This window comes from Kitasatospora sp. NPDC101157 (genome assembly GCF_044768255.1).
Taxonomy (GTDB): Bacteria; Actinomycetota; Actinomycetes; order Streptomycetales; family Streptomycetaceae; genus Kitasatospora.
On sequence record NZ_JBIWPL010000008.1, the window covers coordinates 181,201 to 202,658 of the forward strand.

Genomic DNA, 21,458 nt, shown 5'->3' on the forward strand with positions numbered 1-21,458 from the left:
TTTACAGGCCGAAACGCCGCCCGAGTTCGCCCAGATTACCGAGGCCCGGCGCGTTGGGGTGGTTGCCGCCGTGGCCCGGCTGGGGCGGCACCCCGGCTCCCGGGACGCCCGCCTCGGCGTCCACCCGGCCCACCGAACGCTCGGCCATCAGCTGCTCGCTCGACTGCACCAGCACCTGCCCGGCGCCGATGAACTCGAACTGGTGCTCCTCGCCGGAGGCCCCGCCGATGCCGGTCAGCCGCCGTAGACCGCCGACCACCCCGTGCAGGTAGTCGTGGTCGTAGTGGTGGCACGGCGCCGGACAGTCCGCCCAGCCGACCAGGGCCTGCGGGTCCACCCGGACCGGCGGCTCCACGAAGTGCACCGGCCCGTTGGAGGCGGCGACGAAGCGGCCGGTGCCGATCAGGGTCAGGAACCCCGGGATGATCGACTGCTTGAGCCGCAGCGTCGGGTCGAAGGCGAGCAGGTTGCCGGAGCGGACCGTCAGGTTGCCGTCGTCCAGGTCGTAGGAGTTGAGGTCGTAGGCGCGGTCGGCCAGCAGCAGCTTGCCGCTGCCCTGAGCGACCACCCAGTCCGCCGCGTGCAGCGGGGAGTTGAAGTGCTGCCCGAGCACCCGGTCGATCATCCCGGCGCCGACGCCGCGGAAGGTGATGTCGCCGTAGTAGGCGACCATCTTGCCCTTCTGCAGGAAGTACGAACCGTTCAGGTCGACGGCGAAGGCGTACGGGTTGACGTTGTCGTTGGCCGGCAGGGTGTACGCGTCGTACACGACCGGGCCCTCGCCGCCGTGGGTGCTCGGCAGCGGGGCCTGCCGGCCGTCGAACTGCTCCTGGGCGTAGGCCTGTTGGGGCTGGGCCGGAGCCTGCGGCTGGTGGCCGGGCGGCGGGGGAGGGGGCGGCGGGTAGACCGCGGAGCGGCCGTGGTTCGGCGGCACCGGCGGCACCGCGAAGCCCGGCTGGGTCGGCTGGTCGTGCGGCGACTGCCCGTACGGGGACTGCCCGTACGGCGGCTGCGGCGGCTGCGGAGGGTAGGACATCAGAGCTTCTCCTCGCTCGCCTGGACGTACACCGTGCCCTGCCCGGACAGCTCCAGCTGGAACGCCTCGCCCGAGCCGCGGCCGATCATCTCGCGCCAACCGATCGCCGTGGACAGCTTGTTGCGCACCTCGCCGCGGTGGGCCACGTACGCCTGCGGGTCGACGTGCACCGACTGGCCCGGGGTGATCGGCAGTTCGAAGACGCCGCCGTGGGCCATCACCGCGACCGAGCCGTGGCCCTCCAGTCGGGTGGTGAACAGGCCCTGCCCGCTGACCTGGCCGCGGACCATGCCCATCACCCCGCCCTGCGAGCCGAGGAACACGGTGGACTGCCGCAGAGTGCCCTCGAAGACGAGCAGCCGGTCCGCCTCGACGAACAGGGTGTCGCCGGTGAGGTCGACCACGTGGACGTGGTGGCCGCCGTGGCCGAACATCACCCGCCCCTGGCCCTCGACGGTCATCAGCGGGGTGTCCTCGTTGGCGACCCGGCGGCCGATCATCGACATCACGCCGCCCTGGCCGCCGGTGATGTTCGGGGTGAAGCGGACGTCGCCGGTGTACCCGAGCATCGCCCCGCGCTGGCTGAACAGCCGCTGGCCGGGCACCACCTGGGCCTCGACCATCTTCCCGTTGATCCGGCTGAAGCCCATCAGACGTCACCCCCGAGGGTGACCTTCTCCGAGGGCTGGACGTACACCAGGCCCTCGCCGGTGAACTCGACCTGGACGGCCTCGCCGCCGCCCTCGCCGATCACCGTCGTCCAGCCCGCACCCGACTTGAGGCTGCGGTGGAGGCTGCCGGTGTGCGCGATGTACGCGCCGGGGTCGACCCGCAGCGGCATGTCCTTGCCGACCCGCAGGATGACGGCCGGGCCGTTCGAGGTGACGGCGGCCCAGCCGTGGCCCTCCACCTTGGTGGTGAAGAGGCCGTTGCCCGAGGAGACACCGTTCAGCCCGGTGAAGCTGGTGCCGGTGTGCAGGCCCGCCTCGGTGCACAGCAGGTTGTCCGCCTCGACGTAGAGCGTCTCCCCGTCGAGGCGGACCAGGTTGATCTCGGTGGCCTTGTCGGCGAAGTAGCAGGTGCCCTGCCCCTTCACCTCCATGACCGTCATCCGTTCGCCGGTGAGCCTGCGGGCGACCATGCCGCGCAGGCCGTCCCCTCCACCGGTCAGCTTCTTGAAAGTCATCTGGCCGGTGTAGGCGACCATCGAGCCGTGCCGGGCCTTGACGGCGTCGCCGCCCAACTCGACGGCGAGCACCCGCGATCCCTGGAGTCTGAACTGTGCCACGGCCGCAATCTAGCTTCCGCCGGGGCGGCCGGGCGAGGGGGCGGGGCCCAACCGGTACGGACCCGGGACAATCGTTCGGGTCAGGAACGTGCGTGCGCCCCGTGGCCGCGGCCGTGGGCGGGGACGGCTCCGGCCGCCTCCTCGACCTCCAGCAGCGAGGCCGAGTGGCGCTCCGCCTCGAAGGCCACCACGCCGCCGCGCAGGCCGAACAGCCGCTTGGAGAGCATGATCCAGAGCACTGCGGCGATGTTCAGCAGCAGGGTGCAGATCTTCACCGCGCTGACGTGCTCGTGCAGCTCGTAGCCCTCCAGCGGGAGGAAGGCGGCGGTGGCGACCACGGTCAGGTACTCGGCCCAGCGCCGGCCCAGCCAGAGGCCGACCGCCTCGACGATCTCGATCAGCGCGTAGGCGATCATCGCGCCCGCGACGATCAGCAGGGTCTTCTTCTGGTAGCCGAAGGTCTTGCGGATCGTCTCCACGATCGGGGCGTGGTCGAGGTCCCAGTGGAAGTGGTCGGTGACCGGCTTGAAGACCGTGAGGTCCTGCTCGAAGATCCGCTGCACGGCCTCCTGGCTGTTGGAGAACTTCCAGACGCCCCAGGCCATCAGGATGATGATCACGCCGCGCAGCACCCGCTCGACGGCCAGGAAGCGCAGGATGAACAGGTCCCGCAGCGCCTTGCCGCGCGGCACCAGCGGGGCGTCCGCCGCCGGGCCGGAGCCGTGCGGGGCGCCGAGCGAGAAGTCGCCGCAGCGCAGGCAGCGCCAGGCGTCGCCGACGGCGGTGGCGGCGTGCAGCCGGGAGGCCAGCTCGGGCTCGGTCGGCGCGTAGGTGATGTGGCCGCGCTTGGCGCAGGTCCTGCGGTCCCAGTCGCGCTTGAACATGTGGTGACTACCCCCCGTGTGCGGTGCCGGTGGCGCCCGGTTCCGGTGGGCGCGCGGGCAGCAGGATAGGGGGTACGGGCGGCGCGCTGCCGCACCCCTCGCGGTTCTGGCGCGGGGCTGTGACATCCGGCACGGTGGCCACCCCCGGTCCGGGACTCGGACATGTGCTCGGTGATAATGGCCGGAAGGCTTGTGAGTCGCTTCACAAGCGCGCCCGCCGCCTCCGACCCCCGTATTGAGGTATCCAACGTGAACAGCAGCGCCGTCCACCGCTTGCGCCTGGTCTCCGCCCCCGAGGGGATCTCCTTCATCCTGCTGCTGATCTGCTCGGTGCTGAAGCGGACCACGTCCTTCGACGCCGTGCCGGTGATGGGCATGGTCCACGGGATCCTGTTCATCCTGTACGTGGTCTTCTGGATCCAGGCCTGGCAGACGCAGAAGTGGGACCCCAAGCGCGGGGTCCTGCTGTTCGTGCTCTCGGTGCTGCCGTTCGGTGGTTTCGTCGCCGAGCGGATGCTCGGCCGCGAGGAGCGCGGGGAGCTGCGGCCCGCCACCGCCTGACCTGCCGGCGGACGGTCGACAGGCTGCCGCGGCCTCCTCTCCCAAAGGGCCGCGCCAGCCTGTCGCCGTTTCTCGCCGGGAGTGGATCGGGGGTTGGTCAGAAGCATGACAACACCTGCCGCCGAAGAACAGGGCGTCCCGGGGGATTGGCCGGGAGTCGTCGGCGCGGGCACGGACGGACGCCCGGGGCCTGCCCTCCGACGAGGCCCCGGGCGTCCTGCTCACCGTGCGCCGTGCGTCACTTGACGTTGACGGCGGTCCAGGTCGCGGCGACGGCTGCGTACTCGGCGCTGGTGGCGCCGTACAGGTCGGCCGCGGCCTTCAGCGTGCCGGTGCGGGCCGCCGCGTAGTTGGTGGTGGAGGTGAAGTAGGTGGTCAGCGCGCGGTACCAGATCGCGGCCGCCTTGTCCCGGCCTATCCCGGCGAGGGTCGAGCCGTTGTACGTCGGGCTGTTGTAGCTCACACCGTTGATCGTCTTGGCGCCGCTGCCCTCGGCGAGCAGGTAGAAGAAGTGGTTGGCCACGCCCGAGGAGTAGTGGACGTCCAGGCCGCCGACCGAGGAGGACCAGTAGTCGGCCGAGCGGCCGTCCTTGGACGGCTGGTCCATGTAGCGCAGCGGCTTGCCGTCACCGTTGATGTTGATCTGCTCGCCGATGAGGTAGTCCGGCTTGTCGGAGGCCAGGTTGGCGTACCACTCGACCATGGTGCCGAAGATGTCCGAGGTGGCCTCGTTGAGGCCGCCGGACTCGCCGGAGTAGTTGAGGCCCGCGGTGGCGGAGGTGACGCCGTGGCTCATCTCGTGGCCGGCCACGTCCAGCGCGGTGAGCGGGTGGGTGTTGCTGGCGCCGTCGCCGTACGTCATGCAGAAGCAGCTGTCGCTCCAGAACGCGTTGACGTAGTTGGTGCCGTAGTGGACCCGGCTGACGGCGCCGACGCCGTCGTTCTTGATGCCGTTGCGGCCGAAGGTGTTCTTGTAGAAGTCCCAGGTGGCGGCGGCGCCGTACTGGGCGTCCACGGCGGCGGACTCCTGGTTGGAGACCAGGCCGTTGCCGAAGCTGTTGGTGCTGTTGGCGAACAGGGTGCCGCTGCCGGAGGTCTTGTTCTTCAGGTTGTAGGTGGCCTGGCCGCCGCGGGTGGCGTCCTTCAGCTGGTACGAGGTGCCGCTCTGGGTGGTGGTCAGCGGGACGGTGCCGACGAAGACGCCCTTGCCGGTGCCGGAGGCGGTCTGCACCTGCTCGTGGGTGGAGAGCACCTGGCCGGTGGCCGCGTCGGTGACCAGCAGCTGGCTGCTCGGGGTGCCGTCGGCGCGCAGGCCCTCGACGGTGGTGCGGTACGCCAGGCGCGGGTTGCCGTCGGCCGCCCAGACCACCAGGGCGGCGGTGCCGGTCTGCCGGACCTCGCTCAGCGGGGCCTCGTCCTCGTCGTCGGCGATGCCGATGGTGGACTGCACGGCGCCGGTCGCCTGGGCGGCGGCCCGGTCCGCGGGGATCTTCGGGGTGAGGCTGGGCAGCGCGAGCCGGGCGCCGATCGCCTTGTCCACGGCGGTGGTCGTGCCGTCCGCCTTCTGGTGCACCACCAGGTCGCCGCCCAGGACCGGGAGTCCGGCGAAGGTGCGCTCGTAGCGGAGGTGGCGGGTGCCGTCGGCGTCCACCACGACGTCCTTGGCCACCAGTTGCTCCTGGCCGCCCAGCGCGAGGGCGTGCGCCACCTTGGTGGCCTGACCGTTCGCCTGGGCGATCAGGTCGGCGTGCTGCTGGGCGCCCCGGGCGTGCGGCGCGGGGTCGGCCTGGGCGGCGACGCCCTGGACGACGCCGGTCAGCAGGGCGGTGGCGGAGAGTACGGCGACTGCGGCGAGCTTTCGCTTCACGGACGAGTCCTTCCGGGAAACCGCGTGTGGGCGCGGTCGCGCCGCGTCCCGGGGGCCGGGGTCGACACCTGAGGGGCGGGACGGGCGCTGACGTGCGAGGACCCCGAGCGGTCGTGCGGCTGCCACCGGTTGGGTGGGGGTGGTGGCTGTCGAACGGGGTTGGCGGAAAGCATGACAATCGAGCAAATCAAATGACAGGTCTTCCTCATGAATTGGCCAAGTCCCGCCATGACGAAGCAATGTGAACGGAAGGACAAAGGGGACCAATCACCCCGACTTTCAGCGGGTTCCGGTCCGGATCGAGGCCTGGTAGCGGGGCGTTCGGTCGGCGGGTGGTCAACCCCGGTGCGGCGGAGACGCGTTGCCGTCCATTCACATCGACGCAATGTCCAGGTATGGACCTGGCCGTCCGATTGGCGGGATCCCGCCACCGTTCCCCGCTTGTCCACCATCAGGACAGCTGGTAGCACACGTCCCGTCCGCCGGTACGGTAAGGACGTGGCCAAGCCCCTCGCACTCGACTTCGACCCGATCGCCCGCGCCGACGAGCTGTGGGCCCGCCGCTGGGGCACCGTGCCCTCGATGGCGGCGATCACCTCGATCATGCGCGCGCACCAGATCCTGCTGTCCCGGGTCGACGCGGTGCTCAAGCCGTACGGCCTGACCTTCGCCCGGTACGAGGCGCTGGTGCTGCTGACCTTCAGCCGGACCGGGGAGCTCTCGCTGTCCAAGATCGGCGAGCGGCTGATGGTCCACCCGACCAGCGTCACCAACACCGTCGACCGCCTGGAGCGGGCCGGCCTGGTCGCCCGCCGCCCCAACCCGCTGGACGGTCGCGGGGTGCTCGCCGCGATCACCGGGCGCGGCCGCGAGGTGGTCGAGGAGGCGACCCGGGAGCTGATGGCGATGGAGTTCGGGCTGGAGGAGTACGGCCCCGACCAGTGCCGCCAGGTGTTCGAACTGCTCCGGCCGCTGCGGGTCGCCGCCGGGGACTTCGTGGAGCCGGACGAGGGGGCCGCCGACGGGATCGCCGGAGGGACTGCCGAGGGGGCTGCTCGGGAGCGGCCGTGAGGGCGGCTACCCTCGTGGGAGCGGTGCGCGGATCAGGGCGTACCGGCCGAAACTGCCGAGCGAGGCGAGGAAGAGTATGAAGGCGACCCCCCTGCTGGGCTGGTACCGCGGCCTGGCCATTGCGACCGGTTGCGCACTGCTGGTGTTCTGCGGCTTCATGATCGCGAAGTACGGCTTCGGTGCCGCCGAGGACCTGACCACCTACGTCGCGATGCTGCACGGCTACCTGTACATCGGGTACTTCGTGGTGACCTTCCTGCTCGGGCAGAAGCTGAAGTGGCCGCTCGGCCGGCTGGTGCTGACCCTGGCGGCGGGCTGCATCCCGTTCCTGTCCTTCGTCTTCGAGCGCAGGGTGGCCCGCGAGGCCGCCGAGCAGCTCCCGGCGGGCGGCGCCCGCCAGCCGGCCGGCGTCTGAGCCGACGGGCTCCCCGAGAGCGCTCCGTCCCCGATGGGGGCGGGGCGCTCTTCGCGTTCCCCGGTCGTCGCCGTTCCCGGTCGTCGCCATTTCCCGGTCGTCGCCGTTCCCCGACTGTCACCGTTCCGCGGCGGGTTGCCGTCGACAACTACTAGGACGTCCGAGTAAATTAGTAGGACGTCCTAATAGCTGTGCCGCCCGGTGCCGTGGCGGCCGTACGGAGCGGAGTTCGGCCCATGGACGCCGAGGAGATCGAGCGCGGACGGCAGCGCTGGCAGCAGCGGTACGACAAGGCCCGCAAGCGGGACGCGGACTTCACCACCCTGTCCGGCGACGAGGTCGAGCCGGTCTACGGCCCCGCCCCCGGGCAGCCCGTCGAGGGCTTCGAGCGGATCGGCTGGCCGGGCGAGTACCCGTTCACCCGCGGCCTGCACCCCACCGGCTACCGCGGCCGCACCTGGACCATCCGCCAGTTCGCCGGCTTCGGCAACGCGCAGCAGACCAACGAGCGCTACCGGATGATCCTGGACGCGGGCGGCGGCGGCCTCTCGGTCGCCTTCGACATGCCCACCCTGATGGGCTACGACTCGGACGACCCCAAGTCGCTCGGCGAGGTCGGCCACTGCGGCGTCGCCATCGACTCGGCCGCCGACATGGAGGTGCTGTTCGACGGCATCCCGCTCGGCGACGTCACCACCTCGATGACGATCAGCGGGCCGGCCGTCCCGATCTTCTGCATGTACCTGGTGGCCGCCGAGCGCCAGGGCGTGGACCCGGCGGTGCTCAACGGCACCCTGCAGACGGACATCTTCAAGGAGTACATCGCCCAGAAGGAGTGGCTCTTCGCCCCCGAGCCGCACCTCCGCCTGATCGGCGACCTGATGGAGCACTGCGCCAAGGGCATCCCGGCGTACAAGCCGCTGTCCGTCTCCGGCTACCACATCCGCGAGGCCGGGGCGACGGCCGCGCAGGAGCTGGCGTACACCCTGGCGGACGGCTTCGCCTACGTCGAGCTGGGCCTGTCCCGAGGTCTGGACGTGGACGTCTTCGCCCCCGGCCTGTCGTTCTTCTTCGACGCCCACCTGGACTTCTTCGAGGAGATCGCCAAGTTCCGCGCCGCCCGCCGGATCTGGGCCCGCTGGATGCGCGACCGCTTCGGCGCGAAGACCGACAAGGCGCAGTGGCTGCGCTTCCACACCCAGACCGCCGGCGTCTCGCTCACCGCGCAGCAGCCGTACAACAACGTGGTGCGCACCGCCGTCGAGGCGCTCTCCGCGGTGCTCGGCGGTACCAACTCGCTGCACACCAACGCGCTGGACGAGACCCTGGCGCTGCCCTCCGAGCAGGCCGCCGAGATCGCGCTGCGCACCCAGCAGGTGCTGATGGAGGAGACCGGCGTCACCAACGTGGCCGACCCGCTGGGCGGCTCCTGGTACGTCGAGGCGCTGACCGACCGGATCGAGCAGCAGGCCGAGGCGATCTTCCAGCGGATCCTGGACAAGGGCCGCGAGGACCACGAGATCGGACCGATCACCTCCGGCATCCTGCGCGGGATCGAGGAGGGCTGGTTCACCGGCGAGATCGCCGAGGCCGCCTTCCAGTACCAGCAGGCGGTGGAGAAGGGCGAGAAGCGCGTGGTCGGTGTCAACTGCCACCCGCGCAGCGTCACCCCGGACCTGGAGATCCTGCGGGTCAGCCACGAGGTCGAGCGCGAGCAGGTGCGGGTGCTGGGCGAGCGCAAGGCGGCCCGGGACGACGCGGCGGTACGGGCCGGGCTGGACGCCATGCTGGCGGCGGCGCGCTCGGGCGAGTCGATGATCCCGCCGATGCTGGACGCGGTGCGCGCCGAGGCGACCCTGGGCGAGATCTGCAACGCGCTGCGGGAGGAGTGGGGGACGTACCGGGAGAACGCGGCGTTCTGACCGGCTGACCCCTTCAACGGCGCCGCCCCGTACGGAAGTCCGTACGGGGCGGCGCCGCCGTGCCCGGGCGCCGTCAGCCGGCGGTGAGCGGCCCGAGCAGCAGGTCGGTGAAGCGGCGGGTCCACTCCGGGGTGATCGGCTCGCCGCTGACCAGGACGCGGTGCTCGACCGTGCCCGCGATGGTGTCGAAGATGATGTCGACCTCCTCGCAGGCCGATCCGGCGTCGCTGTCTGCTTCGAGTTCGCCGCGCGCCTGGGCGGCTGCCCGGCCCTGCCGGACCAGGTGCTTCTGCGGGTCGACGATCGCCTCCCGGATCCGGCGGCGCAGCTGGGGGTCGCGGGTGCCCTCGGCGAACAGGGCGAGCAGCGCGGTCTGGGTCTCCGGCCGGGCCAGCAGGTCGGCGAACTGGCCGACCACGGCCTCGATGTCGGCCCGGAGGCTGCCGAGGTCGGGCATCACGAGGTCGTCGAAGAGGCTGGCGACGGCGTCCACCACGAGCTCGTTCTTGGACGGCCAGCGGCGGTAGAGCGTGGTCTTGGCCACCCCGGCCCGGCTCGCGACGTGGCCCATGGTCAGTCCGCCCCAGCCGAGTTCGGCGAGGGCCTCACGGGTGGCGTCGAGGATCGCGAGGTCGGCGGCGGCGCTGCGCGGGCGGCCCTTGGCCCGGGACGCGGGCATCCCCTCCTGGGCCGTGCCGCCCGTGGCCGTGCCGCCCGGGGCCGCGCCGCCCTCGACTGTGCCGCCCTGGACTGTGCTGCCCCGGACGGTGCTGCCCGGGACGGCGCTGTCCGGGCTCGCGGGGGGCTGGGCGGCCGGCACCGGATCTCCTTGCGATTTACTGGTAAGTAACTTGGGTGGGGCTGGTAACGGTAGCGACTGTTCGCCGATTCGGGCAGCCGGGCGGCCCGGGAAAGTGGGGCAGCTCACGTCCCCGAACCGCCGGTGGGGCTTGCGGCCGGGCCACCGGCTCCAGTTACGCTACGACCTGTAGCGAAAGCAGTGACAACCAGGCGCCGGATCCCGTGGGACGGGAGCGGCGCGGGCGCGGGTGGGGATCCGCGCCGAACGGTTCAGGCTACCGGGGGAGGGGCGCCCGGCCCGGGATCCCGCACCGCGCAGCCCGCGCGGGGCGACTTTCCGTAGGTTGGTGCCCGCGAGCAGCGCGGACGGGGGAGGATGGTGCCATGCAGCCACGGAATTCGCGTCTCAACAGCGCCGCCCTGCGCGGTGCGGTCGACCTCGCCGCAGTGAAGGCGGCCGGTGAGGCCGCCCAGAAGGCCGAGCAGGCCCGGGCCGAGCGGGCCCGCCAGGCGGCCGCCGCCGAAGCGGACGGAGTCGCCCCCCAGCCCGCCTACCAGCTCGTCATCGACGTCACCGAGGACACCTTCGAGACGGAGGTCGTCCAGCGCTCCACCGAGGTGCCGGTCGTCATCGACTTCTGGGCCGAGTGGTGCGGGCCCTGCAAGCAGCTCAGCCCGATCCTGGAGGGCCTCGCCGAGGAGTACGCCGGCGCCTTCGTGCTCGCCAAGATCGACGTGGACGCCAACCAGCTGATCGCCCAGCAGTTCGGCATCCAGGGCATCCCGGCCGTGATGGCCGTGGTGGCCGGTCAGCTGGTGCCGCTGTTCCAGGGCGCGGAGAGCGCCGCGAACGTCCGCAAGGTGCTGGACCAGCTGATCCTGGTCGCCGAGCAGCGCTTCGGCATCTCCGGCGGCGCGGTCGCCCCGGCCGGAGAGGCCGCGGAGGCCGCGGGTCCGCAGCGGCCGGAGGACCCGGCGCTGGCCGCGGCGCACGACGCGCTGGACGCCGGCGACCTGGGCGGCGCCATCCAGGCCTACAGGAACGTGCTGGCCGACCAGCCGGGCAACACCGAGGCCAAGCTGGGCCTGGCGCAGGCCGAGCTGCTCAAGCGGGTCGAGGGCCTGGACCTCCAGGCCGTCCGGGCCGCGGCCGCCGCCGACCCGAAGGACGTCGGGACCCAGTTGCAGGCGGCCGACCTGGACCTGGTGGGCGGTCACGTCGAGGACGCCTTCGGGCGTCTGGTGGACACCGTCGGCCGGACCTTCGGCGAGGACCGGGACACCGCCCGGCTGCGCCTGCTGGAGCTGTTCGAGGTGATCGGTCCGGAGGACCCGCGGGTCGTCGCGGCCCGTACGGCGCTGGCCCGCGTGCTGTTCTGAGCCCACCGCCGGAGGGGTCGGGCCCGGCCCTGGCACCGGGTGCCTGGCACCTCGGATGACCTGCGGTGTCGCCTGGGGATTTGGCGACAATCCGGGCAACCGGACAGAGGTTTACCAAATCTTGATTTCACCCGTGGGTGGTCACGTTCAGTGACCACCCACGGGTGTTTCGCTGCTGTTTCCGGGGGATTACGTCGCCACGAATTCTTCAAGGCGTCACGCAGGGTGCAAATCGCGCCAATTCCATGATCAACGCCCCCCGCTGTTGCATTACCCGTCAGTAAGCCACCCCTTGTGCTTCGCCCCTGTTTCCAGCACGATCGGCCACGCCCGGTCCCAGACTCCACACCCTCCGACAGCCGGTCGGCCACGCGGAGCGCGGGATCCCCACCGGGTGATCCGCCGGCCCCGGTCGGCGGTAGGGAGGGCAGGGGGGTATCCGCGGTCCCACGGCGGTTCCTGTCCTCGACCGGCCGCGCGGCCCTGCGCGGTCGCTGGTTGTCGCTCGGGGGTGATCGCCGATGTCGTCGGTCCGACCCGTCGTCCCACAAGGACGGCCGGTTTCGGGACGGGAGTGCCGCAGCACGCAGGCCGCTCCCGCGTCCGACGACGCCCAAGGCGCTCTCCGCTACCGAGGACGTAGCTCTCTCCCATCCCAGGCCCCCACCGGCGCGGGACGCGCCGCCGGGGAGCCGGAGATGTACGTCCTAGAAGGAGGACTCGCATGTCCAAGACCTACGGCAAGACCCGCTGGAAGCGCTTCGCCCTGGTGATGGTGCCGAGCGTCGCGGCCACCGCGATGGTCGGCGTCTCGATCGCCAACAGCGCGCTCGCCGCCTCGTTCAGCATTTCCGGCCAGCAGTTCAAGGTCAGCACCGACCAGCTGCACGGCACCAACTTCGCCCAGTTCGGCTCGGTGGACATCGAGGCGAGCGGCAAGCCGCACCCGGTCGCGGTCTCGGCCTTCGACCACGCCACCATCAACAACCTGTGCCAGTCGGTGGTGACCGACCTGTCCGCGTTCGGCCTGGGCAAGATCACCCTGCAGCTGCACGCCGGCACCGACTCCGCCAAGCCGGTCGAGGCCTCGAACCTGCTGATCGACCTGGAGCAGCTGAAGGCGGACGCGTCCTTCACCGACATGAACATCGGTCAGGACGCCTCCACCCTCTCCGGCACGGCCACCCAGGGCTGGGCCCCGCACCCGGGCGTCACCAAGGCGGGCGGTGGCGCCGGTCTGCCGACCGGTGCGACCGGCTTCGCCCAGTCCGCAAAGGTCGCCGACCTGAGCGGCGTCCAGCAGACCGCGCGGGCCACCTCGGCCGGCACGTTCAAGCTGAACGGCCTGAGCCTCGCGCTGAAGAGCGGCGACGGCGCCGGCAACGAGTGCTTCTGAGCCCTGCCTGACGGCACGCCGCACGGCGTGCCGGACTGACGGGTCCACCTGCGGCCGGGGGGCGGCGGATCACCGCCGCTCCTCGGCCAACCCCCTTTTTTGTTCCAACCTCGTAGCGACGTCGAGGAGTTGTTCATGTCCAGCGCAACGGTCGAGACGCGGCCCGGCCACCAGAACCCCATCGGGTGGCTCTGGCGGCACTGGCGTGACTTCCGCCGCACCAGGCCCTACTGGGGCGGCAAGCTGGCCATGATCGCCGGCGTTCCGATCCTCTACTTCCCGTACGCCCACCTGACGTTCGGCGGGCTGACCATCGCGATGTCCACCACGGCCGGCGCCGGGTCGCTGATCATCGGGGTGCTGATGATCATTCTCGGTCTGACCGCCTGGTTCCAGCCCGCCGTGCGGGTCTTCGCGGGCATCGCGACGATCCTGCTGACGCTGGTCTCGATCCCGGTCTCCAACCTCGCGGGCTTCGGCCTGTCGCTGCTGCCGGGCCTGATCGGCGGCGGGCTGATGGTCTCCTGGGCCCCGCTGCCGGAGCCGGCCGCCGAGCCCGCCACGGGGCGGCGCGCGCGCCGGGGCAAGCAGGCGGACAACCCCAGCGCGCAGCGCGTCGCGACCGAGCCGGCCGCTGCCGCCGAGGCCGCTGAGCCGGCCGCCGCCGAGCCCGCCAAGGCCGCGCCCGCCAAGGCCGCGTCCGCCAAGGCGCCCACCGCCAAGCTGCCCGCCCAGGGCACGCCCAAGGAGTCCGCCGCCGAGCCCGCTGCCGAGCCCGTCGTCCCGCAGCAGCCGACCGCCGGGGAGCAGGAGGAGGCGCGGTGACCGGGCCGGCCGAGCAAGCTGAGGGCAAGGCCGTCCCCGCGCAGCGCTCCGGCCGGCACGCGGCGCCGCGCACGCCGGTGCGGGTCAGACTCAGAGGCCGCGCCCTGGCGATGGCCGCGGTGCCCACCGCGCTGCTGATGGCCGCGGCCTACACGCCCAACCCGGCGGTGGCCGAGTCCGCGGCGGGCAAGCCCTGCGGCAACGCGCCGGTCACCGTTCCGGACGTGGCACCGATCGAGACGCCCGTTCCCAAGAGCGAGCTGCCCGAGCCGCCGCCCGCGCCGTCGGGCACGCCCGGTACGTCCGGCACCTCCGGTACGGCGACGGGGGCGCCCTCGACCGGCCCCAGCTCGGTGCCGACCACCACGCCGACCCAGGCCCCGGCCCCGACCACCGCTCCGGTGAAGCCGCCGGCCGCCGGCACGGCCACCACCCCGCCCGTCGTCCGCTCCACCGCCACCGGCGGCTCGGGCCCGGTGAGCGCGGTGTACCAGGGCACCGGCAACGGCACGGCCACCGCGAGCCGTGCCGGGCTGATCGACGACCTCGTCGGCGGCATCGACCACCTGCTGAACCCGGGCGGTTCGGCCGGTCCGACGCCGAGCGCGACGCCCAGTGCCACCCCCCAGGCCCCGGCCGCCCCGGCCCCGCGGGTCGGCACCCCGGCGCAGCCCTCCCAGCCCCAGCCCCAGGCCCCGTCCACCGGCGGCCAGTCCTCGGGCACCCGGTCCTCGGGCACCCAGTCGTCGGGGGCCCAGCCCTCGGCCGGGCAGCCCTCGCCGGCCGCCACCCCCTCCGGCGGGAAGTCGAGTGCCAAGCCGGCCCCGTCCGCGACCCCGTCGGCGGACGTCCCGGCGACCCCGGCGGCCACCGCGACCCCGTCCGGCTCGCCCACCGCGAACCCCAACTGCGACGTGGACACCCGCAACCTGACCGCCGGCGCGGCCTCCTCCCAGCAGGTCGTGCCGGAGCAGAACTGGACGCTGCAGAGCAGCCGGCTGGGCCTGCACGGCGCGGCCTTCCACGGCGTCTACGACGTGAAGACCCCGACCGGCACCAAACGGGTGCTGAAGTTCGTGGTCGACAGCGTGGACATCGAGAACCTCGACATGTCGACCCTGGAGGGCAACGGCGTCACCTTCCACGTCCAGGGCGCTCCGGGCTCGACCTCGACCATGCGCAACGGCCAGGTCACCATGTACGTGGAGCGGCTGTCCGGCCACCTGTCCAAGGTGCTCGGTCTGCCGATCCCGATCGACCTGGGCGAGATCACCCTCACCCCGGACACCCTGCCGCGCTGGCTCTACGACCTGATCGGCTCGGTGCCGATCCCGCTGGACCTGGAGCTGACCGGCGTCACCGCCAAGCAGGCCGGCCAGTTCGGCGGCACCCTGCACATCCCGGGGATGCACCTGTTCAACGACAACGCGCCCTACAGCGACAAGTGAGCGGCAGCTAGCCAGGGCCTGTCCTGCGGACGCCACGACGCCGGTGGGGCGGCCCTCCGTGAAGGAGGGCCGCCCCACCGGCGTTCGTACGGTCCTACCGGGGCGTCACTCGCCGTGGCTGCCCAGGCGGTGCACCTGCACCAGGTTGGTGGTGCCGGGGACACCGACCGGGACACCGGCGGTGACGATCACGGTGTCGCCCTCGCTCAGCTCGCCCAGCCGCAGCAGCTCGCGGTCGACCTGCGCGACCATCGCGTCGGTGGTGGCCACCTGCTCGGTGACGTACGACTCGACGCCCCAGCTCAGCGAGAGCTGGTTGCGGGTGGCCGCGTCCGGGGTGAACGCGATCACCGGGATCGGCGAGCGGTAGCGGGACAGCCGGCGCGCGGTGTCACCGGACTTGGTGAACGCGATCAGCGCCTTGCCGTTCAGGAAGTCGCCCAGCTCGCAGGCGGCGCGGGCGACCGAGCCGCCCTGGGTGCGCGGCTTGCGGCCCGGGTTGAGCGGCTGCAGGCCCTGGGAGACGAGCTCCTCCTCGGCCTTCTCGCAGATCCGGCTCATGGTGCGGACGGTCTCGACCGGGTACTTGCCGACGCTGGACTCGGCGGAGAGCATCACCGCGTCGGTGCCGTCCAGGATGGCGTTGGCGACGTCGGAGACCTCGGCGCGGGTCGGCCGCGAGGCGTGGATCATCGACTCCATCATCTGGGTGGCGACGATGACCGGCTTGGCGTTGCGGCGGGCCAGGGTGATCAGCTGCTTCTGGACCAGCGGCACCCGCTCCAGCGGGTACTCGACGGCCAGGTCGCCGCGGGCGACCATGATGGCGTCGAAGGCGAGGACGATCTCCTCCATGGCCTCGACGGCCTGCGGCTTCTCGATCTTGGCGATGACCGGCACCCGGATGCCGACCTCGTCCATGACCTCGTGGACGTCCTTGATGTCGTCCGCGTTGCGGACGAAGGACAGCGCGACCATGTCGACGCCCAGACGCAGGGCGAAGCGCAGGTCCTCCTTGTCCTTCTCGGACAGGGCGGGCACGTTCACGGCCGCGCCGGGCAGGTTGATGCCCTTGTTGTTCGAGAGCACGCCGCCCTCGACCACCACGGTCTTCACCCGCGGGCCGTCGACGCTGACGACCTCCAGGGCGATGACGCCGTCGTTGATCAGGATCGGGTCGCCGGGCTTCACGTCGCCGGGCAGGCCCTTGTAGGTGGTGCCGCAGATGTGCTGGTCACCGGGGACGTCCTCGGTGGTGATGGTGAACTCGTCGCCGTTGTCGACGGTCACCGGGCCGTTGGCGAAGGTCGCCAGACGGATCTTGGGACCCTGGAGGTCGGCCAGGACGCCGATGGCCTTGCCGGTGTCCTCCGAGACCTGGCGGACCTTTCGGTACCGCTCCTCGTGGTCCGCGTGGTTGCCGTGGCTCATGTTGAGTCGGGCGACGTTCATGCCCGCCTCGACGATGGCCTTCAGCTGTTCGTAGGAGTCCGTCGCCGGACCCAGGGTGCAGACAATTTTCGCTCGGCGCATATGGATCAGTCTATCCGTTCGTGTTATAGGTGCATTCGGCACGAATCGTGGGGAATCGCCGACGAAGTATCCCGAGGAGCGAGACGACGGTGTGTCAGTCCTCGGGACCGTCAACCTCCCGGTGCACCAGGGCGAAGGCCTGTCGGGCGATCTCCAGTTCCTCGTCGGTGGGCACCACCGCGACCGCCACCCGGGAGTACGCGGGCGAGATGATCCGGGCCTCGCCGGAGCGCACCGAGTTCAGCTCCGGGTCCACGGCGATGCCCAGCTCCTCCAGTCCCGCGGTGGCCGCGGCGCGCACCGGCGCCGCGTTCTCCCCGACGCCCGCGGTGAACGCGATCGCGTCCACCCGGCCGAGCACCGCGTAGTAGCCGCCGATGTACTTGCGCAGCCGGTGGACGTACGAGTCGAAGGCGAGCCGGGCGTCCGGGTCCCCCTCGTCGGCCCGACGCATGATCTCGCGCATGTCGTTCTCGCCGCACAGGCCCCGCAGGCCGCTGCGTCGGTTGAGCAGGTCGTCGATCTCGTCGATGGACAGGCCGCCGACCCGGTGCAGGTGGAACACCACCCCGGCGTCGATGTCACCCGAACGAGTGCCCATGACCAGGCCCTCCAGCGGGGTCAGACCCATCGAGGTGTCCACGCAGCGGCCGCCGCTGACCGCCGAGGCGGAGGCGCCGTTGCCCAGGTGCAGCACGATCACGTTGACCTCGGCCGGGTCCTTGCCGAGCAGCCGGGCGGTGGCCCGGGAGACGTACTGGTGCGAGGTGCCGTGGAAGCCGTAGCGGCGCACCCGGTGCTCGTCCGCGACGGCCCTGTCGATCGCGTACCGCGCGGAGTGCTCCGGCATCGAGGCGTGGAAGGCGGTGTCGAACACGGCCACCTGCGGCAGGTCGGGCCGCAGCGCGCGGGCCACCTCGATGCCGGTGACGTTGGCCGGGTTGTGCAGCGGCGCGACCGGGATCAGCCGGCGGATCTCCTTCAGCACCTCCTCGGTGATCACGGTCGGCTCGGTGAACCGCTTGCCGCCGTGCACCACCCGGTGGCCGATCGCGGCCAGGTCGGGGGAGTCCAGTCCGAGGCCGTCGGCGGCCAGCTCCTCGGCGACGGCCTTCAGCGCCGCGGAGTGGTCCGGGAAGACCTGCAGCAGCTCGCGCCGCTCGCCGGCGCGCGGGGTGTGCGCCAGCCGGCCGGTGGACTCGCCGATCCGCTCGACCAGCCCGGAGGCCAGCCGGGCGCCGTCCAGCATGTCGATCAGCTGGTACTTGACCGACGAGGAGCCGGCGTTGAGTACGAGGACGCGCGTCCCTCCGGTCATGCCTTCGGCTCCTTGTCGTCCTGGGACTGGATGGCGGTGATCGCGACGGTGTTGACGATGTCCTGCACCAGCGCCCCGCGCGAGAGGTCGTTGACGGGCTTGCGCAGCCCCTGCAGCACCGGGCCGACCGCGATCGCGCCGGCCGAGCGCTGGACGGCCTTGTAGGTGTTGTTGCCGGTGTTGAGGTCCGGGAAGATCAGCACGGTCGCCCGCCCGGCCACCGCCGAGCCCGGCAGCTTGGTGGCCGCGACGTGGGCGTCCACCGCCGCGTCGTACTGGATCGGGCCCTCGACCAGGATGTCCGGCCGCAGCTCGCGGACCAGCTCGGTGGCCTTGCGGACCTTGTCGACGTCCGCGCCCGAGCCGGAGGTGCCGGTCGAGTAGGAGAGCATCGCGACCCGCGGCTCCACCCCGAACTGGGCGGCGGTGGCGGCGGACTGGATGGCGATGTCGGCCAGCTGCTGGGCGTCCGGATCCGGGTTGACCGCGCAGTCGCCGTACACCAGCACCTTGTCGGCCAGGCACATGAAGAAGACGGAGGAGACGATCGAGGCGCCCGGCGAGGTCTTGATCACCTCGAAGGCGGGCCGGATGGTCGCCGCGGTGGAGTGCACCGCGCCGGAGACCATGCCGTCCGCGATGCCCTCCTGGACCATCAGGGTGCCGAAGTAGGAGACGTCGGTGACCACGTCCAGCGCCAGCTCGACGGTCATCCCCTTGTGGGCGCGCAGCCGGGCGTACAGCTCGGCGAACTGGCGGCGCAGCGGGCTGGTGGTCGGGTCGACGATCCGGACCTGGGCGCGGTCGGCGCCCGGCGTCTCCTGGGGGAGGTCGATGCCCAGGCCCGCGGCCTTGCGGCGCACCGCGTCGACCTCGCCGAGCAGGGTGAGGTCGCAGATGTTGCGGCGCAGCAGGATCTCGGCCGCGCGCAGCACCCGCTCCTCGGTGCCCTCGGGCAGCACCACGTGCCGGCGGCCGGCCCGGGCGCGCTCCAGCAGCTCGTGCTCGAACATCATCGGGGTGACCCGCTCGGACCGGCCGACCTCGATCCGGTTGGTCAACTCGACGGTGTCGACGTGCAGTTCGAACAGGCCGAGGGCGATCTCGGCCTTCCGGGGGCTGGCCGCGGTGAGCTTGCCCTCCAGGTGGGTCAGGGTGGCGGCGGTGGGCCAGCTGCCCTCGGGGACGAACGCGACCGGGGTGCCGGGGGCGAGCCGGGCGGCCAGCGCCATGACGTTCGGCCCGGGGTGCTGGCCGAGGGTCAGCAGCACGCCGGCGATCGGCGGGGCGCCGGCCGCGTGGGCGGCCAGCGAGCCGATCACCAGGTCGGCGCGGTCCCCGGGGGTGACGACCAGGGCGCCCTCGGTCAGCGCGTCCAGGAAGGTGGGCAGCATGGCGCCGCCGAAGACGAAGCCGCGCACGTCCCGGGCCAGGCCGGTCGCGTCGCCGAGCAGCACCTCGGCGCCGGTCGCCTCGACCAGCTGGGCGACGGTCGGCGCGGCGAGGGCCGGCTCCTCCGGGATGACGTAGGCGGGGATCGGCAGCTTCTCGGTGAGCGTGCGCTGGATCCGCTGCTTGGCGCTCGGGGCGACCCGGTTGGCGATCATCGCCAGGGTCTCGCAGCCGAGGTCGGTGAACGCCCGGTGGGCGTTGCGCACCTCGGCGATCACGGCCTCCGGCTCCTTGCCCTGCCCGCCGAGCACCGGCAGCACGGCGGCGCCGAACTCGTTGGCGAGGCGGGCGTTGAAGGCCAGCTCGTCCGGGATGTTGGTGTCCGCGAAGTCGGTGCCGAGCACCAGCACCGCCTGACAGCGCCGCTCCACCGCGCGGAAGCGGTCGACCAGGGTGGAGACCAGCTCGTCCTGCCCCTGGGCGGCCTGCAGCGCGGCGGCCTCCTCGTAGGTGAGCCCGTACAGCTCAGGACTCGGCAGGTCGATCCGGTACCGCGCGCGCAGCAGCTCGACCACGTGGTCCGACCCGGGTTCCCCGGGCGCGGCCGCGTGCACCAGCGGACGGAACACCCCGACCCGGTCCACCTGGCGGGTGAGCAGTTCCATGACCCCGAGCTCGACCGCCTGCCGCCCGTCCCCCCGGTCGATCCCGGTCACGTACACGCTGCGCGCCACGCGGATGTCTCCGTCCCGTCGCCTCGGAAGCTGGTCATATCGACCATACCTTCGCACCCCGTACGGCCGTCCGCGAGCAGAGGGCGAGCGGGAGGGCAAGGGACCAAAGGCCCGTCTCCGGATTCGCGTCAACGCGCGCCCTTGATGTAACTACGTGATGTAGTTACATTGGGGTTATGGAGACCATGGGACTGCGTGAACTGAACCAGAACCCCTCGAAGGCGGTCGCGCGGGTCCGGGCCGGTGCGACGATCGTCGTGACCGACCGTGGGCGACCCGTGATGAGAATGGTGCCGGAGACGGCCCCGGAGTCGACCCTCGAACGCATGGTCGCGGCCGGCGAGGTCACTCCGCCCGCCGAGCAGGGCATGCCCGAGCTCGCCCTCGACCTGCTGCCGGACGTCGGCAACCTGTCGGACCTCCTGATCGAAGACCGGAACCGGGAGCGCGACCGTTGATCTATCTCGACTCGTGTGCGCTGCTGAAGTTCATCAAGCCGGAACCGGAGACGGCCGCGCTGCGCACCTGGCGGGAGGCGCTTCCCCACGGCACCGAACTGATCACCAGCGAACTGGCCCGGCTGGAGATCACCCGCACGCTGCTCCGCGCGGGCCTCTCGCACCAGCTGGTCCCGTACCACGTCGACCAGGCCCTCCGCGGTGCCTACCAGGTCGACCTCAGCAGCACGGTGCTCGCCAGGGCCCTCGCCTACCGCACCCCGCGCCTGGGATCGCTGGACGCCCTCCACCTGGCCAGCGCGGAGCCCTTCCGCGCCGAGCTCACCGACTTCGTCACCTACGACCGCGAGCTCGGCCGGGCCGCCGAGGAGCTCGGCTTCCCGGTCACGGCCCCGCGCTGAGCGCCCGCGGCGGCCGGCGCGGGTGGGGTCAGGGTCGGGCGTCGACCGACTCCGAGCCGGAGAGTTCCACCGTCGTTCCGCTGACGAAGGCCTCGGAGACCCGGCGGTCCAGCAGCCAGCCGTGGGGGCGCAGGAGGGCGCCGTCCGGGCCCGGGGTCCAGCCGTCGGCGGTGAGGGCGGCGCGCATCCGGGCCTCGACGTCGGCGGCGGGCAGGCCGCCGGTGGTGCCGATGGTGAGGGTGCGGGAGCAGAAGTTGGAGCCGCAGTAGCCGTCGGTGCTGTGGGTGACGGTCAGGCCGGCGGGTGGCGACACCTCCGCCGCGCTCGGCAGGAAGGAGCCGAAGGAGAGCATCTGGTAGGCGATCGCGATGCCGATTCCGGCCAGGAGGTGGGTGGTGACCGCGACGACCGAGCCACTGACCGGATCGAGGAACTCCCTCGCCGGCCGGGGGCCGCGCAGCCGCCGCTCGGCCAGTCCGCCCGCGAGGAGCACCAGGCCGGCGGCGATCGGGTAGCCGGATTCGATCTCGGCGGCGGCGCGGAGGAAGTACCGCTCCTGTTCCAGGCCGAGCAGGGCGACGGCCAGGCCGGTGAGGACGGCGAACACGGCCACCCCGACCGGCCGCGTGCGGACCAGGAACGCCCAGCAGACGAGCGGCAGCACGAGGTAGAGCAGTCCCAGGCCCACCATGAACACGAGCAAGCCCCCCGCCTGCTGACGATCAGTC

General features: G+C 71.9%; 20 protein-coding genes. 10 read left to right on the plus strand and 10 right to left on the minus strand.

All coding sequences use genetic code 11. From position 1 onward, the window contains the following. Position 1: 1 nt before the first annotated feature. From ACIRVF_RS19555 to ACIRVF_RS19570, 4 genes are all read right to left on the minus strand, one after another. Positions 2–802, minus strand: a complete 801-nt coding sequence (locus ACIRVF_RS19555; RefSeq protein WP_402819155.1) for an AIM24 family protein — start codon at positions 800–802, stop codon at positions 2–4. 233 nt (positions 803–1,035) lie between these two features. Continuing rightward, positions 1,036–1,686, minus strand: a complete 651-nt coding sequence (locus tag ACIRVF_RS19560) for an AIM24 family protein (RefSeq protein WP_402818917.1) — start codon at positions 1,684–1,686, stop codon at positions 1,036–1,038. Continuing rightward, positions 1,686–2,324 carry an AIM24 family protein gene (locus ACIRVF_RS19565; protein ID WP_402818919.1) on the minus strand — a complete coding sequence of 213 codons (639 nt, stop codon included), beginning with the start codon at positions 2,322–2,324 and terminating at the stop codon, positions 1,686–1,688. Before ACIRVF_RS19565 ends, ACIRVF_RS19560 begins: the two co-directional genes overlap by 1 nt. Before the next feature lie 80 nt (positions 2,325–2,404). Next, on the minus strand, positions 2,405–3,208 hold the full coding sequence (locus tag ACIRVF_RS19570; RefSeq protein ID WP_402818922.1) for a DUF2127 domain-containing protein: 804 nt from the start codon (positions 3,206–3,208) through the stop codon (positions 2,405–2,407). A gap of 249 nt (positions 3,209–3,457) precedes the next feature. On the opposite strand from ACIRVF_RS19570, the gene ACIRVF_RS19575 reads away from it, so the two are divergent. Next, positions 3,458–3,769 (plus strand): DUF3817 domain-containing protein, encoded by a 312-nt coding sequence (locus ACIRVF_RS19575; protein ID WP_402818925.1) that lies wholly within the window; start codon positions 3,458–3,460, stop codon positions 3,767–3,769. 238 nt (positions 3,770–4,007) lie between these two features. On the opposite strand, the gene ACIRVF_RS19580 is transcribed toward ACIRVF_RS19575, so the two are convergent. Then, complete coding sequence (locus ACIRVF_RS19580) at positions 4,008–5,636, minus strand: M4 family metallopeptidase (protein ID WP_402818928.1); 1,629 nt, start codon at positions 5,634–5,636, stop codon at positions 4,008–4,010. Positions 5,637–6,134: 498 nt separating this feature from the next. Between ACIRVF_RS19580 and ACIRVF_RS19585 the strand changes: the two genes are divergently transcribed. The 3 genes from ACIRVF_RS19585 to ACIRVF_RS19595 all read left to right on the plus strand — a co-directional run bounded on the left by ACIRVF_RS19585 (position 6,135) and on the right by ACIRVF_RS19595 (position 9,044). After that, complete coding sequence (locus ACIRVF_RS19585; RefSeq protein ID WP_402818931.1) at positions 6,135–6,707, plus strand: MarR family winged helix-turn-helix transcriptional regulator; 573 nt, start codon at positions 6,135–6,137, stop codon at positions 6,705–6,707. Between the two features lie 76 nt (positions 6,708–6,783). Next, positions 6,784–7,122 (plus strand): DUF3817 domain-containing protein, encoded by a 339-nt coding sequence (locus tag ACIRVF_RS19590; protein WP_402818934.1) that lies wholly within the window; start codon positions 6,784–6,786, stop codon positions 7,120–7,122. A gap of 236 nt (positions 7,123–7,358) precedes the next feature. Then, complete coding sequence (locus ACIRVF_RS19595; RefSeq protein ID WP_402818937.1) at positions 7,359–9,044, plus strand: methylmalonyl-CoA mutase; 1,686 nt, start codon at positions 7,359–7,361, stop codon at positions 9,042–9,044. A 73-nt stretch (positions 9,045–9,117) separates the two neighbouring features. On the opposite strand, the gene ACIRVF_RS19600 is transcribed toward ACIRVF_RS19595, so the two are convergent. After that, entirely contained in the window at positions 9,118–9,723 is a 606-nt protein-coding gene (locus ACIRVF_RS19600) for a TetR/AcrR family transcriptional regulator (RefSeq protein WP_402819158.1), read from the minus strand. A 506-nt stretch (positions 9,724–10,229) separates the two neighbouring features. On the opposite strand from ACIRVF_RS19600, the gene ACIRVF_RS19605 reads away from it, so the two are divergent. From ACIRVF_RS19605 to ACIRVF_RS19620, 4 genes are all read left to right on the plus strand, one after another. Beyond that, a complete protein-coding gene (locus ACIRVF_RS19605) occupies positions 10,230–11,225 on the plus strand; it encodes a tetratricopeptide repeat protein (RefSeq protein WP_402818940.1) in 996 nt (331 codons plus the stop codon). 724 nt (positions 11,226–11,949) lie between these two features. Further along, positions 11,950–12,621, plus strand: coding sequence for a DUF6230 family protein (locus tag ACIRVF_RS19610; RefSeq protein WP_396477004.1), 672 nt, complete (start codon positions 11,950–11,952; stop codon positions 12,619–12,621). 135 nt (positions 12,622–12,756) lie between these two features. Continuing rightward, positions 12,757–13,446: a DUF6114 domain-containing protein gene (locus ACIRVF_RS19615; protein ID WP_402818944.1), complete on the plus strand. Its 690-nt coding sequence runs from the start codon at positions 12,757–12,759 to the stop codon at positions 13,444–13,446. Next, complete coding sequence (locus tag ACIRVF_RS19620; protein ID WP_402818947.1) at positions 13,443–14,894, plus strand: hypothetical protein; 1,452 nt, start codon at positions 13,443–13,445, stop codon at positions 14,892–14,894. The genes ACIRVF_RS19615 and ACIRVF_RS19620 overlap by 4 nt, the downstream gene beginning before the upstream one ends. A 105-nt stretch (positions 14,895–14,999) precedes the next feature. Here the strand turns inward: ACIRVF_RS19620 and pyk are convergent, their stop codons facing one another. The 3 genes from pyk to pta all read right to left on the minus strand — a co-directional run bounded on the left by pyk (position 15,000) and on the right by pta (position 19,871). Continuing rightward, positions 15,000–16,427 carry a pyruvate kinase gene (gene pyk / locus ACIRVF_RS19625; RefSeq protein ID WP_402818950.1) on the minus strand — a complete coding sequence of 476 codons (1,428 nt, stop codon included), beginning with the start codon at positions 16,425–16,427 and terminating at the stop codon, positions 15,000–15,002. A gap of 94 nt (positions 16,428–16,521) precedes the next feature. Then, entirely contained in the window at positions 16,522–17,745 is a 1,224-nt protein-coding gene (locus tag ACIRVF_RS19630) for an acetate kinase (protein ID WP_402818953.1), read from the minus strand. Then, positions 17,742–19,871, minus strand: coding sequence for a phosphate acetyltransferase (gene pta / locus ACIRVF_RS19635; protein WP_402818956.1), 2,130 nt, complete (start codon positions 19,869–19,871; stop codon positions 17,742–17,744). Before pta ends, ACIRVF_RS19630 begins: the two co-directional genes overlap by 4 nt. Before the next feature lie 176 nt (positions 19,872–20,047). Here pta and ACIRVF_RS19640 point away from each other — a divergent pair, with 176 nt between their 5' ends. Both ACIRVF_RS19640 and ACIRVF_RS19645 read left to right on the plus strand, forming a co-directional pair. After that, positions 20,048–20,329 carry a type II toxin-antitoxin system Phd/YefM family antitoxin gene (locus ACIRVF_RS19640; protein ID WP_402818959.1) on the plus strand — a complete coding sequence of 94 codons (282 nt, stop codon included), beginning with the start codon at positions 20,048–20,050 and terminating at the stop codon, positions 20,327–20,329. Then, positions 20,326–20,730, plus strand: a complete 405-nt coding sequence (locus ACIRVF_RS19645; RefSeq protein WP_402818962.1) for a type II toxin-antitoxin system VapC family toxin — start codon at positions 20,326–20,328, stop codon at positions 20,728–20,730. The genes ACIRVF_RS19640 and ACIRVF_RS19645 overlap by 4 nt, the downstream gene beginning before the upstream one ends. Before the next feature lie 28 nt (positions 20,731–20,758). Here ACIRVF_RS19645 and ACIRVF_RS19650 read toward each other — a convergent pair whose 3' ends face one another. After that, a complete protein-coding gene (locus tag ACIRVF_RS19650; protein WP_402818965.1) occupies positions 20,759–21,433 on the minus strand; it encodes a hypothetical protein in 675 nt (224 codons plus the stop codon). Between the last annotated feature and the right edge of the window lie 25 nt (positions 21,434–21,458).

Coding starts and splice junctions, on each gene's coding strand:
- ACIRVF_RS19560 (WP_402818917.1), bottom strand. CDS start 1,686: ATGGGCTTCAGCCGGATCAACGGGAAGATGGTCGAGGCCCAGGTGGTG.
- ACIRVF_RS19570 (WP_402818922.1), bottom strand. CDS start 3,208: ATGTTCAAGCGCGACTGGGACCGCAGGACCTGCGCCAAGCGCGGCCAC.
- ACIRVF_RS19590 (WP_402818934.1), top strand. CDS start 6,784: ATGAAGGCGACCCCCCTGCTGGGCTGGTACCGCGGCCTGGCCATTGCG.
- ACIRVF_RS19595 (WP_402818937.1), top strand. CDS start 7,359: ATGGACGCCGAGGAGATCGAGCGCGGACGGCAGCGCTGGCAGCAGCGG.
- ACIRVF_RS19600 (WP_402819158.1), bottom strand. CDS start 9,723: ATGCCCGCGTCCCGGGCCAAGGGCCGCCCGCGCAGCGCCGCCGCCGAC.
- ACIRVF_RS19605 (WP_402818940.1), top strand. CDS start 10,230: ATGCAGCCACGGAATTCGCGTCTCAACAGCGCCGCCCTGCGCGGTGCG.
- ACIRVF_RS19610 (WP_396477004.1), top strand. CDS start 11,950: ATGTCCAAGACCTACGGCAAGACCCGCTGGAAGCGCTTCGCCCTGGTG.
- ACIRVF_RS19615 (WP_402818944.1), top strand. CDS start 12,757: ATGTCCAGCGCAACGGTCGAGACGCGGCCCGGCCACCAGAACCCCATC.
- pyk (WP_402818950.1), bottom strand. CDS start 16,427: ATGCGCCGAGCGAAAATTGTCTGCACCCTGGGTCCGGCGACGGACTCC.
- ACIRVF_RS19630 (WP_402818953.1), bottom strand. CDS start 17,745: ATGACCGGAGGGACGCGCGTCCTCGTACTCAACGCCGGCTCCTCGTCG.
- ACIRVF_RS19640 (WP_402818959.1), top strand. CDS start 20,048: ATGGAGACCATGGGACTGCGTGAACTGAACCAGAACCCCTCGAAGGCG.